The 14,973-nt window shown below is 49.0% G+C and carries 12 protein-coding genes; 10 read left to right on the plus strand and 2 right to left on the minus strand.

Annotated features, from left to right (window positions below):
• The first annotated feature begins 23 nt into the window (after positions 1-23).
• Positions 24-1,916, plus strand: coding sequence for a rhamnan synthesis F family protein (locus tag OZX70_RS08175; RefSeq protein WP_277180630.1), 1,893 nt, complete (start codon positions 24-26; stop codon positions 1,914-1,916).
• A gap of 24 nt (positions 1,917-1,940) precedes the next feature.
• Positions 1,941-3,029, plus strand: coding sequence for an acyltransferase (locus OZX70_RS08180; RefSeq protein WP_277180632.1), 1,089 nt, complete (start codon positions 1,941-1,943; stop codon positions 3,027-3,029).
• A 76-nt stretch (positions 3,030-3,105) separates the two neighbouring features.
• Here the strand turns inward: OZX70_RS08180 and OZX70_RS08185 are convergent, their stop codons facing one another.
• A complete protein-coding gene (locus OZX70_RS08185) occupies positions 3,106-3,939 on the minus strand; it encodes an NAD-dependent epimerase/dehydratase family protein (protein ID WP_277180634.1) in 834 nt (277 codons plus the stop codon).
• Between the two features lie 172 nt (positions 3,940-4,111).
• Here OZX70_RS08185 and OZX70_RS08190 point away from each other — a divergent pair, with 172 nt between their 5' ends.
• The 7 genes from OZX70_RS08190 (at position 4,112) to rfbA (ending at position 11,754) form a co-directional block, all read left to right on the plus strand.
• On the plus strand, positions 4,112-4,975 hold the full coding sequence (locus OZX70_RS08190; protein ID WP_277180636.1) for an ABC transporter permease: 864 nt from the start codon (positions 4,112-4,114) through the stop codon (positions 4,973-4,975).
• Between the two features lies 1 nt (position 4,976).
• The gene (locus OZX70_RS08195) at positions 4,977-5,747 is read left to right on the plus strand and encodes an ABC transporter ATP-binding protein (protein WP_277180638.1); all 771 of its coding nucleotides are present in this window, start codon (positions 4,977-4,979) and stop codon (positions 5,745-5,747) included.
• A gap of 126 nt (positions 5,748-5,873) precedes the next feature.
• Complete coding sequence (locus tag OZX70_RS08200; protein WP_277180640.1) at positions 5,874-6,926, plus strand: acyltransferase family protein; 1,053 nt, start codon at positions 5,874-5,876, stop codon at positions 6,924-6,926.
• Between the two features lie 103 nt (positions 6,927-7,029).
• Positions 7,030-8,172, plus strand: coding sequence for an acyltransferase (locus OZX70_RS08205; protein ID WP_277180642.1), 1,143 nt, complete (start codon positions 7,030-7,032; stop codon positions 8,170-8,172).
• 133 nt (positions 8,173-8,305) lie between these two features.
• The gene (gene rfbB, locus OZX70_RS08210; RefSeq protein WP_277180644.1) at positions 8,306-9,325 is read left to right on the plus strand and encodes a dTDP-glucose 4,6-dehydratase; all 1,020 of its coding nucleotides are present in this window, start codon (positions 8,306-8,308) and stop codon (positions 9,323-9,325) included.
• 83 nt (positions 9,326-9,408) lie between these two features.
• Positions 9,409-10,857 (plus strand): bifunctional dTDP-4-dehydrorhamnose 3,5-epimerase family protein/NAD(P)-dependent oxidoreductase, encoded by a 1,449-nt coding sequence (locus OZX70_RS08215; RefSeq protein WP_277180646.1) that lies wholly within the window; start codon positions 9,409-9,411, stop codon positions 10,855-10,857.
• A gap of 9 nt (positions 10,858-10,866) precedes the next feature.
• On the plus strand, positions 10,867-11,754 hold the full coding sequence (gene rfbA / locus OZX70_RS08220; RefSeq protein ID WP_277180648.1) for a glucose-1-phosphate thymidylyltransferase RfbA: 888 nt from the start codon (positions 10,867-10,869) through the stop codon (positions 11,752-11,754).
• A 136-nt stretch (positions 11,755-11,890) separates the two neighbouring features.
• Here the strand turns inward: rfbA and OZX70_RS08225 are convergent, their stop codons facing one another.
• Positions 11,891-13,756: a GH25 family lysozyme gene (locus OZX70_RS08225; RefSeq protein ID WP_277180650.1), complete on the minus strand. Its 1,866-nt coding sequence runs from the start codon at positions 13,754-13,756 to the stop codon at positions 11,891-11,893.
• 805 nt (positions 13,757-14,561) lie between these two features.
• Here OZX70_RS08225 and OZX70_RS08230 point away from each other — a divergent pair.
• Positions 14,562-14,963, plus strand: a complete 402-nt coding sequence (locus OZX70_RS08230) for a glycerophosphodiester phosphodiesterase (protein ID WP_277180651.1) — start codon at positions 14,562-14,564, stop codon at positions 14,961-14,963.
• Positions 14,964-14,973 lie beyond the last annotated feature (10 nt).

Consider the following 14,973-nt stretch of genomic DNA (forward strand, 5'->3'; position numbering starts at 1 on the left):
CCTATGAGGAGCAGCAAAGTCTTATGAAATTGTCTGAAACTAGCGTGAATCGTCTCGGCATCTTTTTCTTTTACGATGAAGATGGCGTCGTTGACGATTACATTTCGACTCTCCTCGAAGGTCTTACACCGTTCTTCTCCGATTTCACCGTGGTTGTTAACGGCAAACTTACCAACGAAAGCCGCGTGAAACTGCTTAAATTTGTGGATAGTACCAAGCTCATTGTACGTGTCAACAAAGGATATGACGCTTGGGCTTATAAAACGGCAATGGATTCTTACGGCTGGGATAAACTCGCAAAATTTGACGAAATAGTGCTCTTCAACGCCACCATTATGGGTCCCATTTATCCATTCTCTGAAATGTTTGAAGCAATGGACAAGCGGGACCTCGATTTCTGGGGAATCACCAAATTCCACCGTGTCGAAGAGGATCCCTTCGGTCGTAGCCCGTTCGACTATCTGCCCGAACACATTCAGTCGCATTTCCATGCCTATCGTAAGAGCCTGCACACTAGCAAAGCGTTCCGCGACTATTGGGACAATCTGCCGGAAATCAAAAACTACTACGACTCGGTCGGTTACCACGAATCCCTCTTCACTAAGCGCTTTGCGGATAAAGGCTTCAAGTGGGATGTCTACGTCAACACTGATGACCTTGAGGGCTTTTCGTATGGGCCCATTACTTTCGCAGCAAAGCAGCTGGTGGAAGAGAAGCGTTGCCCGATTATCAAACGACGCTCGTTCTTTCAATGGTATGGCGACGTCATCTCCCAATCTGTTGGCAACCCTGCCCTGGATCTCTTCGAATATCTGCGCGACCACACCGATTATGACACCGATCTAATCTGGCAAAATGCGTTGCGAAGCATGAATTTGGCGGATCTGATGAAGAATCTGCATCTGGATTACGTTCTGTCACAAAATGAAGGAGCAAAGCTTCCCGAGGGTAAAAAAATTGCTCTTGTCATGCACCTTTATTATATGGATCTCCTCGATCAGACCATGCAATACGCTCGTTCAATGCCTGAAGGCAGCGACCTCATTCTCACCGTCGGCAGTAAAGAAAACGCTAAAATCGTTCAGGATTATTGCGATAAAAACAATCTGCCTTATAACATCGATATACGCGTCATCCAGAATCGCGGACGCGATGTCAGCGCCTTGCTTATTGGTGGCGGCAAGGATCTTTTTAACTACGATTATGTCTGCTTCATGCACGACAAGAAAGTGACTCAGGTTTCGCCGCAATCAGTCGGTGACGGATTCCGCTACAAATGCTTTGAAAACATGCTGCCCACTAAGGAATACGTGGAGAATGTCATCAAACTGTTTGAAGACAACCCACGCTTAGGCATTGCCATGCCTTCACCTCCGAATCACGGTGACTATTTCCCCAATTTCACGTTCACTTGGGGCCCTAATTATAAAGGAACGAAAAAATTCCTTGAAAAGACACTCGGCATTCATGTTCCTCTTGATGTCAAAAAAGAAGCGGTCGCACCGCTTGGCACCATGTTCTGGTTCAGGCCGGAAGCGATGCGCGGCTTGCTCGACCGAAACTGGAAGTACGAGGACTTCCCCCCTGAGCCTAATAAAATCGACAATACGCTTCTGCATTACATTGAACGTTCGTACTGTTACGTTCCCCAATCCAACGGGTATTTCCCAGCCTATATCTTCTCCGACAGGTTTGCACGTATCGAAATCACGAACCTTGCATTCGGTATGCGAGAGCTTACCCGCGCGGTGTCCGACCCTTGGATGAAGAAGAATCTAGAGGAAACCAAGGGGGCGGTCGAGGACGGCAAGCGCTTCCGCAAAAGCTTGTTGCGTGTCATTAAGAATCTCATTAAACGCACGCCAATCATCGGACCGCAAATCGTCAAAGCACGCAAAAAACAAGTCAACTCATAGCGGAATGATAAGGAAGAATAAATCTTGACGAAAGAAGTAGCGCGGAAGAAGGAACCTTCACGCAAGCCTCGCCTCTTTTACCTTGATTGGGTAAGAGCAATTTCTGTTGTTTTCATACTGATTACGCACTTTAATACTCCGGAATTGCTGAAACACCCGATTTTCGTCAACTCACCCTTTCACATTTTTCTTGGCGATTTAGGTGTGTCGCAATTCCTAATCATTTCTGGTGCCGCACTCATGTACACCTACGGGGATGCAGAGCATCTCAATCTTAAGGAATTCTATTGGAAGCGTTTCAAGTCTATTTTTCCAATGTTTTGGCTTGCCTTCCTTTTCGCCAATACTTTTCTTTACATTAAAAATGGCGGCGTGCCTTCAGTAAAAGCACCACTTTGGACGATTATCCTCTCATTTTTCGGAGTGGACAGTTATGCTGCCGCTGCTGGTTATATTACATTTGCGACAACCGGGGAATGGTTCATCGGATTCATCATCATTTTTTATCTGCTTTTCCCATTACTTCGTTATGGGGTGAAAAAGCACCCCGTCGTTACAGCTGCGATTGTTCTTGCGCTGTATTTCGCGACAATAATCTTGAAGCCAACTTTCCGTATTCTTCCACTTGAATTGTTACCGACATCTCGCCTGCCGGAACTTCTTTTTGGTATGTATTTCGTAAAATATTTCGACAAGACGAACACACTGACAGGAATTATCTCAATCGTTCTTCTTGTTCTTCAGCAGATTTTCAACCCCATTCCAAATCCCATCATGACCGTTACCTTGACAGGGGTGGCTTTCTTCCTAGTTCTGACATGGATAGGACCACTACTTGAATGTCAGCCCATTAGAGTTCTCATCGGCACCATATCTAAATATTCTTATGCCATTTTCCTTACCCACCATGTGGTAATCGAGCAGATTTTTACTATAGTCAAGGCATCAAGATATGCAAAATATATGGCCGGAGCCTACGTGCTTTTCTTCGCAGACTGTGTGGTTATTATGATTTTGTCAATATTGCTATATCAAGCTGATTCCAAATTCAAGCAGTATGTCGCGCGAATGTTTAAGAAAACCGATTCTCCAGCTACAAAAATATCGACCTAGATAGTTGTCATATTGATAAAGGGTAGGACCTACTTGTACAGCAGGTTCTACCCTTTATCAATAACATATAAATTATTTATTTGGCCATAATCTGGCGAATCTTGGTGTCGTCGCCCCACACTGCAGGCGAATCATACGGACGATCAGGGAAAGCACCGTATTCAAGCGTGATATCAAGATTGTTTTCTTTGATATAGCGCTCAACGCGATCGGCAAGCGAAACAGGTTCGCCACTGCAGCAGTTGATGATTCCGTTAATCTTATCCTGCGAAACTACAGCTGCGATCTGTTCAGCTAACACATCGACGTTAATAAAGTCATATTTATTCTTGCCCATGGTGAACGGGAAGGTCTTTTTACCGTCTTGTGCTGCCTGAAGCAGTTTCGAGAAAATCGAGCTTCCGCGCAAATCGTCGCCGACGATGTAGTAGGCACGAATCCATTGAGCAATGGCATGATGCTCGTCAGCCAGTTGCAAAGTCGCAGCACGCAACGCATTCTTGGCAATGCCATACATGGAAGCGGGGTTGCAAGGCGTGTTCTCGTCGATCGCGCCTTCCCAGTAGCCGACCTCGTGCATCGTGCCCATGACGGCAATCTGCTTCAAGCCGCTGTCAAGCATCTGCTTGATAAAGCGGTAATGTCCCGACAAATCACCCATATGCGCATCGGAATTATGCTTGAAACCATCACGCCAAGCCATATGTAGGCAGACATCTGGACTTCCCAGCTTTTCAAACAAATCATCATCGGGAGCAAAAAGATCAATCGCCACCTGCTTGGCGCGTGGGTCTATATCCCGAGGATGCCGGTCAGCCGCGATAACTTCCTGGCCACCGTCCAAGAGTGCCTTCACCACATGGCGGCCGATATAGCCTCCGGCCCCAGTTACAAGAATTCTTTTTGACATAGTTCCTTAGTCTATCAGCGTAGACGTAATGAGGTGACTCAAGTTTGTAGAAGAAGTTCGGTTTTTCACAAATCAACCATGACTCTTGCGCTACAGTTCTATGCCAGAGCTTAAAATTAATTTGTTCGCTCGTAAAATCGAATAAAACGGCAAAGGTATCGGAAAGGTCACGATGACAGCAGAATCTGAAATCGTCTCACATCCAGGCAAAAGCAGGGGGCTGTTGGATGTGCCCCACTACCTTTACCTTCTTGACCTGCTGGTCAAGAAAGAGGTGAGGATTCGCTATCGCGGTTCCTGGCTTGGCATGGCATGGACATACGTTAAGCCACTCACTCAATTCATCGTCTTCTATGTGGCCATGGACGTGTTTATGGGCATGGGACGCGCCGGCAACATTCAGGTCTACCCCGTTTACCTGTTTGCCGGTGTCATCGTCACCAACTTCTTCACCGAAGCGTTTGGCAATTGTACACGTTCGATTCTCGGCAATTCCGGACTTATCCAGAAAATCTACCTGCCACGTGAACTGTTCCCGTTGGCCTCACTGAGAGTAGCATTCGTCCATTTCTTTCCGCAGCTTGTAGTGCTTATTATCGGTGCCGCGCTCATGGGCTGGCGTCCAGACCTCAAAGGCCTGCTCATTGCCTTCGCGGGGCTTGTCTCAATTTGCTTATTCGCATTTGGCTTAGGCCTGCTTTTCGGTTCCATAAACGTTTTCTATCGTGATGCCGAAAACATTACGGATTTGGTAGCCATGATTACCGTCTGGGCCGCTCCATGCTTCTACACTTGGCAGATGGTCGCCGCCCACGTACCATGGTGGGTTCTCGAACTCTACTATGCCAATCCCATCGCCATCTGCGTGGAATCCTTCCACCGTGGTTTCTGGTGGGGAGCCACTGACAGGACATTCCAATTTGCAGGCGCTTGGCCGATGCGAATCGGAGAAAGTCTCCTCGTTTCGTTGCTTTTCCTCATCATCGGAGAGCTAACCTTCAAACATCTTGAAGGTCGCTTCGCACAGGAGATCTGATATGAAGAAAAAGACAAATCCTAAACTCACTTTGCCAGAAGATGTGGCCATCCAAGTCAGTCATGTCTCGAAACACTTCTCACTGCGAGCCAATTCCTCCATCAAGGAATCAATCATCAAGCTTTTCACGCCAAAGAAAAGACGACATCACGATCAGTTATTCCATGCTCTTGACGATATTTCCTTCACTATCGACAAGGGCGAAACTGTAGGCCTTATCGGCGTCAACGGCTCAGGCAAATCCACCATGCTCAAGATGATTTCAGGTGTGATGCAGCCCGACAGCGGAGATGTTTTGATTCGCGGTAGACTCGCAGGCCTTATCGAGGTTGGCGCAGGCTTCGCCTCAGAACTCACAGGACGCGAAAATGTCTACCTCAACGGAGCCATTTTAGGGCTTTCCGAAAAGCAGATCGATGAGCGCTATGACGACATTGTGGCGTTCAGTGGAATCGAGCCTTTCATGGACACCGAAGTGAAGTTCTACTCCTCAGGTATGTTCCTGCGCCTTGCGTTCGCTGTTGCCGTCTACAGCAATCCCGACATCTTCCTAATCGACGAAATCCTCGCCGTCGGCGACGAGGCCTTCCAGCACAAGTGTATCGAGCGCCTCAAAGAACAGCAGAAACAAGGCCAGACCATGGTCATCGTCTCCCACAGTGAAGGCCAAATCAAGGAACTATGCCATCGCTGCATCGTCCTCGCCCATTCCCACGTCATCTTCGACGGTGACCCGGAAGAGGCTTTCAACGTGATGCGGCAGAACCTGTAATACTGCTGTCTTTTGAAGTTGTCTAGATTTGCATAGACAATTATCTGATTGGGAAAACAACAATTAAATTAGAGGAAAGAATTGCAAGGTTTACAACGAGGTAATTCCGGACAATCCAAGCAAACGATGCGTCAATCGAACTTGGAGTTGCTTCGCATCCTCTCAATGATGATGATTGTCCTATGCCACTTCTTCTACTACAACAAGTTTTCCCTCGACCAGCAGCCGATGGGACTCAAAAGAATCGTCCTTAAAACTTTCCTAGGCAGCCAAGGCAGAGTTGGCGTCGACATATTTTTCGCAATCTCCATTTGGTTTTTATGCAAGCCAAAGCGTCAGCTCACTTTTCACGATACGTCAAAACGAGCTTGGATTCTTGAACGTACTCTGCTTTTCTGGTCAGCCGTCCTCGGTATAGCGTGTATAGTCGCCGAAATCGCGCCAAAAAATATCTATATGATCTTGAATACGATTCTTCCGACTTTGAGCAATGACTGGGGATATGCGACTTGCTATATCGTCATCCTCTTGCTCATGCCTTTTGTCGTCAAAGGTCTTGCCTGTTTGAAACGCCAAGAGCATTTGATTCTGTGCGCCATCATCATTTTCATCGGCCCTGTTATGTCAACGATACCCGGACTCGAACATCACCTACTTAATAGTGGATTACTGAGCTTTTTGGCTCTTTTGACCCTGGTAACGTATATTCGCTGGTATCATTGCGAACCGGCCAAACCTCTTATCGGCGTGATTTGCTTGGCAATGGGATACTTGATCATCGGAGTCCAAGCCTATTTCGGATTTCAGATTTACGAAATGATGGACATGGGTATTTTATTGGAAACATTCGGCTGGTTCATTCTTTTTTCAAAGTTGCACTTTTCCAGTCGGTTCGTCAATTGGATCGCATCGCATGTCTTCGCTATCTATCTGATCACCGAATTCATACCAATCAGACAATGGCTGTGGGGAACCATATTCGATTACGGTCCCTATTATCATGGACTGGCTTCCATTTTTTATCCTATTGCCGTCACCCTGCTCATAAGCGCAATCTGCATTTTATTTGATATAGCAAAATCGGCAATTTTCAGGTTAACCGTTGACCGTAATAAAGGCCATTGGTTCGAATTGCTTTGGTCGAAAATCTCGATGAAAACAAAACAATCAGGGAGCTAAATTCATAAAGACATATATTTTTCAATTAGAATCAAATACGTGTTTTCACACTGATCAAAATATCGTATTCGGTATTGTATAGATAAGACCGCAGGGAGCGTCAATGAAGGAAAACGAAGGTCGCAAGCTTCAAGTTCGCCAGTCGAACCTAGAGTTGCTGCGTATCGTCGCCATGGTGATGATTATCATGCATCACTTCTTTTTCTTCAATAAATTTCCCCTATACGCCCAACCTTTAAGCAGGAAACGACTGCTGATTCAGACGTTTCTCGCTACCGAAGGGCGGGTCGGCGTCGATTTGTTCTTCGCGCTTTCAATCTGGTTTTTGTGCAAACCACACCGACAAATCACTCTGCATAGTGCTGCAAAACGCTCATGGATTCTCGAACGAACGCTTTTATTCTGGTCCCTGGTTTTAGGCATTGCCTGCATAATCTTCAGACTTACACCGATCAACACAACCCTCATTCTGGAAATGTTCCTGCCGCTACTTACCAATCACTGGTGGTATGCGACCGTTTACGTCATTATCCTTCTTATGTTGCCCATGCTGGTCAAGGTTTTAGGGGTGCTCACCCAACGAGAACATTTCATTCTTGCTTGCATAATCTTCTTCATTGGCCCGATCATGGGCGATATTCCTGGGCTCAATAATCTTATGATCAACGACGATCTCTTGGAAATGCTGTGCCTTTTGGTACTGGTTTGTTATCTACGTTGGTACCACGAACAGCTTCCTTCCCTCGGAATCGGCTTGGCTTGCCTCGCTTTCGGCTATTTGGTCATCGGCATTCAGGAAGCGACTGCAGACACCGTTTTCTCGCAGAATCCTTCGGTTTTTATCTTCCCTAAAATGATGAACCTCGGCATCCTGGTACAAGCGTTTGGATGGTTCGTTCTCTTTTCGCATATGCACTTCCAAAGCCGAATCATCAACTGGATTGCTTCGCACGTCTTCGCTATCTATCTCATCACTGAATTCGTCCCGATTCGAGACTGGATCTGGAGAAGCGTATTCGACTACGGACCGTACTACCAAAGCCGAATAATGGCCATCGTCTACCCAATAGCTGTGGTCCTGCTCATATGCGTGGTATGTATCCTGCTTGATGTCATTAAATCGGCAATTTTCAAACTCACCATTGACCGGCATAAGGGTCGTTGGTTCGAAGCCATATGGAACTGGACTGCCCAAAAAATAGCTAAGAACAACCAAACACTCAAAACCAGCAACGAGCTACAATAAGCCAACAATACCAAGCCGAACCTTTGGTGCATGTGGGTTCGTCATAAGGCCGAATACCGCATATTTGTGCTTGAACCTTGTAGTTATCAACTGAGCGCGTTTGCGGTTCGCGCACACAGGTAGAATAGTGAGCATGACTGAAGAATTTGCTCCTAAGAATATCATCGTGACCGGTGGCTGCGGGTTTATCGGTTCGAACTTCGTGCGCTGGGTGGCGAAGAACCATCCCGAAACGCACGTCACCGTGCTCGACGCGCTGACCTATGCTGGCAATATCGAGAACATCGCCGGCTTGCCCGAGGATCAGGTCGAGTTCGTGCATGGCAACATCTGCGACGCCGAACTGCTTGACAAGATTGTGCCCGGCCACGATGCCATCGTGCATTACGCTGCGGAGTCCCATAACGACAACTCGATCGCCGACCCTGAGCCTTTCATTCAGTCGAATATCGTTGGTACGTACCGTCTGCTTGAAGCCGGACGCAAGTACGACGTGCGTTATCACCAGATCAGCACCGACGAGGTCTATGGCGACCTTGCGTTGGACGACCCTCATCGTTTTACGCCGGAGTCGCCGTACCGTCCGTCCAGCCCGTACTCCTCCAGCAAGGCTAGTGCCGACATGCTGGTTCGCGCCTGGCATCGCACCTACGGCCTGCGCACCACGATCTCGAATTGCTCCAACAACTACGGCCCGTACCAGCATGTGGAGAAGTTCATCCCGCGCCAGGTCACGAACATTCTCGACGGCGTGCGTCCGAAGCTTTACGGCAACGGCCTGAACGTGCGCGACTGGATCCATACCGAGGACCATTCCAGCGCTGTCTGGGCCATCCTCACCAAGGGCAGGATCGGTGAGACGTACCTTATCGGCGCGAACGGAGAACGCAACAACCTTGACGTTCTACATGATATTCTGCGCGTGATGGGTCAACCTGAAGACGCATTCGACTGGGTGCGCGATCGCCCCGGCCACGACCGTCGTTATGCCATCGATCCGACCAAGCTTATGACCGAGCTGGGCTGGAAGCCAAAGCACACGAACTTCGAATCTGGCCTGAGGCAGACCATTCAGTGGTACACGGACAACGAGGACTGGTGGAGGCCCGCCAAGGCGGCTACCGAGGCCAAGTACAAGAAGCAAGGCCAATGATTTTCGTCGCGCGCCGCCCGAAAGGTGTGGCGCGTTTTGTCTTGAAATAGTTCGGCAATTACGTAACGCAAGCGAGGCTAGATATGGCATTTGATTTTGAAAAGGACCTGAAGGTCACTAAGACGAACATTCCGGGGCTGCTGGTGTTCGACCTGCCGGTACACGGCGACAACCGAGGCTGGTTCAAGGAGAACTGGCAGCGCGCCAAGATGACGGCGCTGGGGTTGCCGGACTTCGGGCCGGTGCAGAACAACATCAGCTATAACGACAAGAAAGGCGTCACGCGTGGCATCCACGCCGAGCCTTGGGACAAGTACATCAGCATAGCGGCCGGCGAGATCTTCGGCGCATGGGTCGACTTACGCCCCGGCGAGAGCTTCGGTCAGGTCTATACGACCCGTCTTGATCCGTCTCGCGCGATTTATGTGCCGCGTGGCGTGGGCAACAGCTTCCAGGCGCTGCAGGATGGTACGGTCTATACGTATCTGGTGAACGCGCACTGGTCGCTGGAGCAGAAGAAGACGTATACGTTTGTCAATCTCGCGGATCCGGATCTGCATATCGATTGGCCCATTCCGCTGGAGGAGAGCGAGCGCAGCGAGGCCGACCTGCATCACCCGATGCTCAAGGACGCCAAACCCATGGCACCCAAACGCACGCTGGTCACCGGATGCAACGGACAAGTCGGCCATGCAATCCGTAAGTATGTTCAGGAGCATCAGCTCGACAGCTTTGAATTTGTCGATTCCGATACGTTCGATATCACCAATCCTGCCGCTTATGAGAACTATGACTGGGACCTTTACGGCACCATCATCAACACTGCAGCCTTTACAGCGGTAGACAAGGCCGAAACTCCGGCAGGACGCAAGGCGGCATGGAACACAAATGTCAATGGCGTTGCGAATCTCGCCAAAGTTGCTACGCGTCACGGCATCACTCTCGTTCACATCTCCAGCGATTACGTTTTCGACGGAACCACCGAGCAACACACGGAGGATGAAGGTTTCGCTCCACTCGGAGTCTACGGCGAGACCAAAGCCGCGGCCGATGCCATCGTTTCCACTGTCCCCCGCCACTACATCATCCGCTCCAGTTGGATCGTCGGCGATGGAAAGAACTTTGTGACCCGCATGCTCGGCCTTGCTGAGCAAGCTGCCGAAACGCAAAAACAGACCGCACAGGCACCCAACGACCAAAGTGGCCGCCTGACTTTCGTCGGAGACTTGGTCAAGGGCATCTTCCATCTGCTCGACTCCGGTTGCGATTATGGCACTTATAATCTCACTGGTTCCGGTCGCGTTGCTTCTTGGTACGATATCGCCTCCAAAATCTTTGAGCTTGAAGGAGTCGATACCAAATACATCGACGCGAATTCTGTAGATACTTATGCCGCCCAAACCGGCGGTTCTAAGCGTCCGCACCACTGCGCGCTGGATCTCACCAAGATTCGCAAGACTGGTTTTGAGCCTACGAATTGGGAAGAGCTTTTAGAAACGTATCTGGCAAACCACAAGCGCAATCAGGACTAAGGAGGCACCATGAAAGGTATTATTCTCGCAGGAGGTTCGGGCACACGTCTTTATCCGTTGACGACGGTAACCTCGAAACAGCTGTTGCCTGTCTACAACAAGCCGATGATCTACTATCCAATGAGCGTACTCATGCTCGCAGGAATTCGCGATATTCTAGTGATTTCCACACCTAAAGACCTGCCGAATTTCGAGCATTTGCTCGGCGACGGCAGCCAGTTCGGCCTCAACCTTTCCTACAAAGTGCAGCCCAGCCCCGATGGTCTCGCCCAGGCGTTTATCATAGGTGAGGACTTCATCGACGGCGATTCCTGCGCGCTGGTGCTCGGCGACAACATCTTCTACGGCAATGGCCTGAGTCAGGTACTTAAGCGTGCCGTCAAAGTGAAGCATGGCGCTTCCGTATTCGGCTATTATGTCGACGATCCGGAACGCTACGGCGTGGTGGAATTTGATAGGAACAATAAGGCCGTTAGCATCGTCGAAAAGCCGGAACATCCGGCTTCGAATTACGCTGTTACAGGCTTGTACTTCTATGACAATCGCGTGGTCGATTTTGCCAAGCAGGTCAAGCCTTCGGCGAGAGGTGAGCTGGAAATTACCGACCTTAACAAAATGTATCTCAACGATGGGTCGCTGAACGTGCTGACGCTGAGCCGCGGCTATGCTTGGCTTGACACCGGCACCATGGACTCACTGTATGAAGCCGGCGAATTCGTCCGCACCGTGGAACGTGCACAAGGTCTGCCGATTGCAGTGCTTGAGGAAATCGCCTACGAAAACAACTGGATCAGCCGCGATCAGTTGCTCGAAGCCGCCCACAAGTACGGCAAGAGCCCCTATGGCCAGCATCTATTACAGGTGGCAGAGAACAAGATTCTCGCTTCTGATCTTTAAAGTTTCTTTGGCTGTTATTATTTGCAAATAAGTACAAAATTGTAGTTGCATGCACAAAATGGGTGGGAACCGAATCACTTGTTCGATTCCCACCCATTTTATCTGCCATAAGGATGTAGCAGGCTACCTCAACTTATTAAACTCCAAATGCATATGTTCTGGTGTCAGCAAGCCGGCCATCCGATGTATAAAGCTCATAGTGAGTCCAATACACACCCCGATGTGGTTGCCAAGTAGCCCATTGACCCCAAAATTGTGATACCCATTGCCTCGCGTTGTAGTCGTAGATTTTGACCACATATCTAGCCGAAGGATCATTGGAACTCATACCAAGCAAAATGCCATTGCCCTGATAACCTGCGTAAGTCCCCGTAATCGCAGCATAACCTGCCGAATAGCGGAATGAGATGGTCTTAGTCCCAATCAAATTATGGCTTGAAGCATTACGAACTTCCAAGTGAAGCCAAAAATCTCCAGGCTCAGCCTCCCAGCCTGCCCAATTAGCACCATTCCAATCGGCAATATTAGTCCATATATGAGTGTTCAGATTATATGATTGCCACTTGTATTCCAAGTTTCCTGGCACATTGACAGCCGCTCCTACGGCAATATCTTCTTGCCGAACCTGCCACAAAAGGTTAATATCGCTTACAAAATTATAATTGCCAAAAGCATTGATATCGACATTCCCGATACCAGGAACATTACCATCGTCGGCATACTGCCAGCCACGCTCGTTGGTGGAATATCCAAAATTAGTGCGCGCCCCATAACTTGCAACCCAACGAGTTCTGGAACGAATATTGTATGAATTGAGTGCCGTATTTAGATAATATGTATAGGAATAAACAGCCACATTACCGTAACCATTCAATTGCACCTGCATGAAGAAATTATTGACAATACCGTCGTAGGTACCGGAATCTGATGGCGGCACACGCCCTGAATCAGTCCAATATTCAAGATCATAGAAAATCGGATAGCTCAGATCACTTGGGTTTACACCGACGCTACGTAATTTACCAACTAAATCAGAGCCTTCATAAGCACCTTCAGATGGCGTTGCCGCATACGAATAGAAATAAATGCCAAAGGGGATGCCAAGTCGCTTGCATTCGTTGATATTGCGTTGGGCCTGATAATCAAACCTATTACCCCAGCCGAAACCAACACGAATAATTGCACCTTCGACACCATTATTTTTCGCGGTTTGCCAATCAATATTGCCTTGATATTCAGAAACGTCCACCACACCTTTGGCCTGTTGTGCGAAGAGATTGCCACCGGCCTCGAAGAATGCTGGGGTATTGTTGTAGCTACCCCAATAAGCACCCCAATCACCATTGCCTAACGACACGTTGCGCACGGTGCCGACTGGTTTATTCGTTGCCTGGGCTTGAACCTTGGAAGCGGCATTTGCATTGGTCGAAGCGGAATTATTACCGCTGGGAGTATCCGAAGAAGAACCCGATTCCGCGTTATCCGTCGCATTAGCATCGCCGCCGTTCTTTTGGACGGCCTGCTTCACTTCATCGGCGGAGACAGGAATAAATCGCTTACCATCCGTCTTGGCCAACGGGTCCGGCTGCTTATCCTTGGTGCCAACCACCTTCGGGTCGGTTACCGGCTTGCCGGTCTCTATATTCTTTACCTGACCGTCCTTGGTCACGGCCAAATCCTTCGAAACCACCGTCGCGTCATCAGGTACGGCGGCGCTGACCTTGTCGGGCAGCTTCTGGCTCGGGTTGTCCGGCATGGCGTCTTTCGGCGCATCTGCGGCCGGAGACACCTTCTGATTGCCGATGGTCTTAGCACCGAAGCCATTGCGCTGCCTGTCACCGTCAGCCCCTGAAGACACAGAACCGATGCCGGCCTGATCGAAGCCGCTCAGATTCGTGTCCGTCGCCGCCTGTGCCGGAACCGCTGTCAACGCAAGCCCCAGCGCTGGCGCCGCCAATACGGCCGCAAGTTTGGCGGCCACCTCAACTAATCCGTTCTTCATTTTCTTTCCCTTTAGATAAGTCTTCGGATAGCTCGACGCCAATCGAGAATCCGGTTTGCCCGCATCCGCTCCATGCGCTTTCCGCAGCGGCTCTCGACCCGACATGTTTACCATCTTTTTGCTTTCAGTTTTATTCTTTGTCCAACAAAACGAACGCTGCCCCATGCAGCAGGGCTAATCACGTCCAATCCAATGTAACAGTAATACTTATAAGGAAAAATAGGGATATATGGGACGAAATATTAGCAAAATCATAACAGTTAATCACGCTCTGACTAAGAATTAGCATTCTGTATCTCCGTTTGCGTTTGCCGAAATTTGCCTAATTCAGATAAACAAAGCGGCAAAGTTGCGGCATAACGCGACAACATCACCATCGGTTGTGTGGCCTTAAATAGGAGTCAACACTATTCAAAATCAACAATATCGGGAATAATACCCATTGTGACCCGCCAGAGAGCCCCGGCCAATTGCCACTAATATCATCAGACCTGATAACAATTACCTAAATGATATAAAGCAAAACTAACATTTTAAATGTTAGTTTCACGACATTTATTCGTCACTAATCCATCAACTGAATATTTATTTGTCGGAACCATAGCAAATAGGCGGCATAGTGACGAAATCTACAAAATTCAGAACCTCCACCCAAAACTCGTGTGCTACACTGAGTGAGTCGGCACGGCAAAGTGTCGGAAAGATCTGAACGAGTTGTTCTTGCGAAAAGGATGTTCATAGTAACATTTTCGAACAAAACATCCCGTCGTCTATTGGCAAGAAAGTCGATAGGAAGGAATGCATCATGGCAGATGACAAAACCATCGTCGTTGATCCGGCGCTGTACGGCGAAACCGCAGCAGAAAAGACCGCAGAGGCCAACAAGGTAGCCCGCAAATTCGGCATCGGGGACGACGCCCTTGCCAAAGTCGAGGATTTCAAGAAGGAACTGACCGACCATAACGCTTGGGATTTGCCGTTTATGGGCTATATCGACGAGGACGGCTATGGCTATGCCTACGTTCCCGACAAGGCTATCGCGCCGCCGAACTGGGATGCACACGCGGCTTTCAAGGCCCTGCCCTACGATGCCCAGACCGCGTTCGCGATTCGTATGCTCTTCACCCACCGCGACGTCGACCGTTACGGCGCCACAATGTTCCTGCACTATGAGCGCAACTTCGACATCAAGTTCAAGGAAGACTGAAGATAACCAG

Source organism: Bifidobacterium sp. ESL0732 (assembly GCF_029395535.1).
Classification (GTDB): Bacteria; Actinomycetota; Actinomycetes; order Actinomycetales; family Bifidobacteriaceae; genus Bifidobacterium.

Coding starts and splice junctions, on each gene's coding strand:
- OZX70_RS08200 (WP_277180640.1), top strand. CDS start 5,874: ATGCGTCAATCGAACTTGGAGTTGCTTCGCATCCTCTCAATGATGATG.
- OZX70_RS08225 (WP_277180650.1), bottom strand. CDS start 13,756: ATGAAGAACGGATTAGTTGAGGTGGCCGCCAAACTTGCGGCCGTATTG.
- OZX70_RS08205 (WP_277180642.1), top strand. CDS start 7,030: ATGAAGGAAAACGAAGGTCGCAAGCTTCAAGTTCGCCAGTCGAACCTA.
- OZX70_RS08215 (WP_277180646.1), top strand. CDS start 9,409: ATGGCATTTGATTTTGAAAAGGACCTGAAGGTCACTAAGACGAACATT.
- OZX70_RS08185 (WP_277180634.1), bottom strand. CDS start 3,939: ATGTCAAAAAGAATTCTTGTAACTGGGGCCGGAGGCTATATCGGCCGC.
- rfbB (WP_277180644.1), top strand. CDS start 8,306: ATGACTGAAGAATTTGCTCCTAAGAATATCATCGTGACCGGTGGCTGC.
- OZX70_RS08195 (WP_277180638.1), top strand. CDS start 4,977: ATGAAGAAAAAGACAAATCCTAAACTCACTTTGCCAGAAGATGTGGCC.
- OZX70_RS08230 (WP_277180651.1), top strand. CDS start 14,562: ATGGCAGATGACAAAACCATCGTCGTTGATCCGGCGCTGTACGGCGAA.
- rfbA (WP_277180648.1), top strand. CDS start 10,867: ATGAAAGGTATTATTCTCGCAGGAGGTTCGGGCACACGTCTTTATCCG.
- OZX70_RS08190 (WP_277180636.1), top strand. CDS start 4,112: ATGACAGCAGAATCTGAAATCGTCTCACATCCAGGCAAAAGCAGGGGG.
- OZX70_RS08175 (WP_277180630.1), top strand. CDS start 24: ATGAAATTGTCTGAAACTAGCGTGAATCGTCTCGGCATCTTTTTCTTT.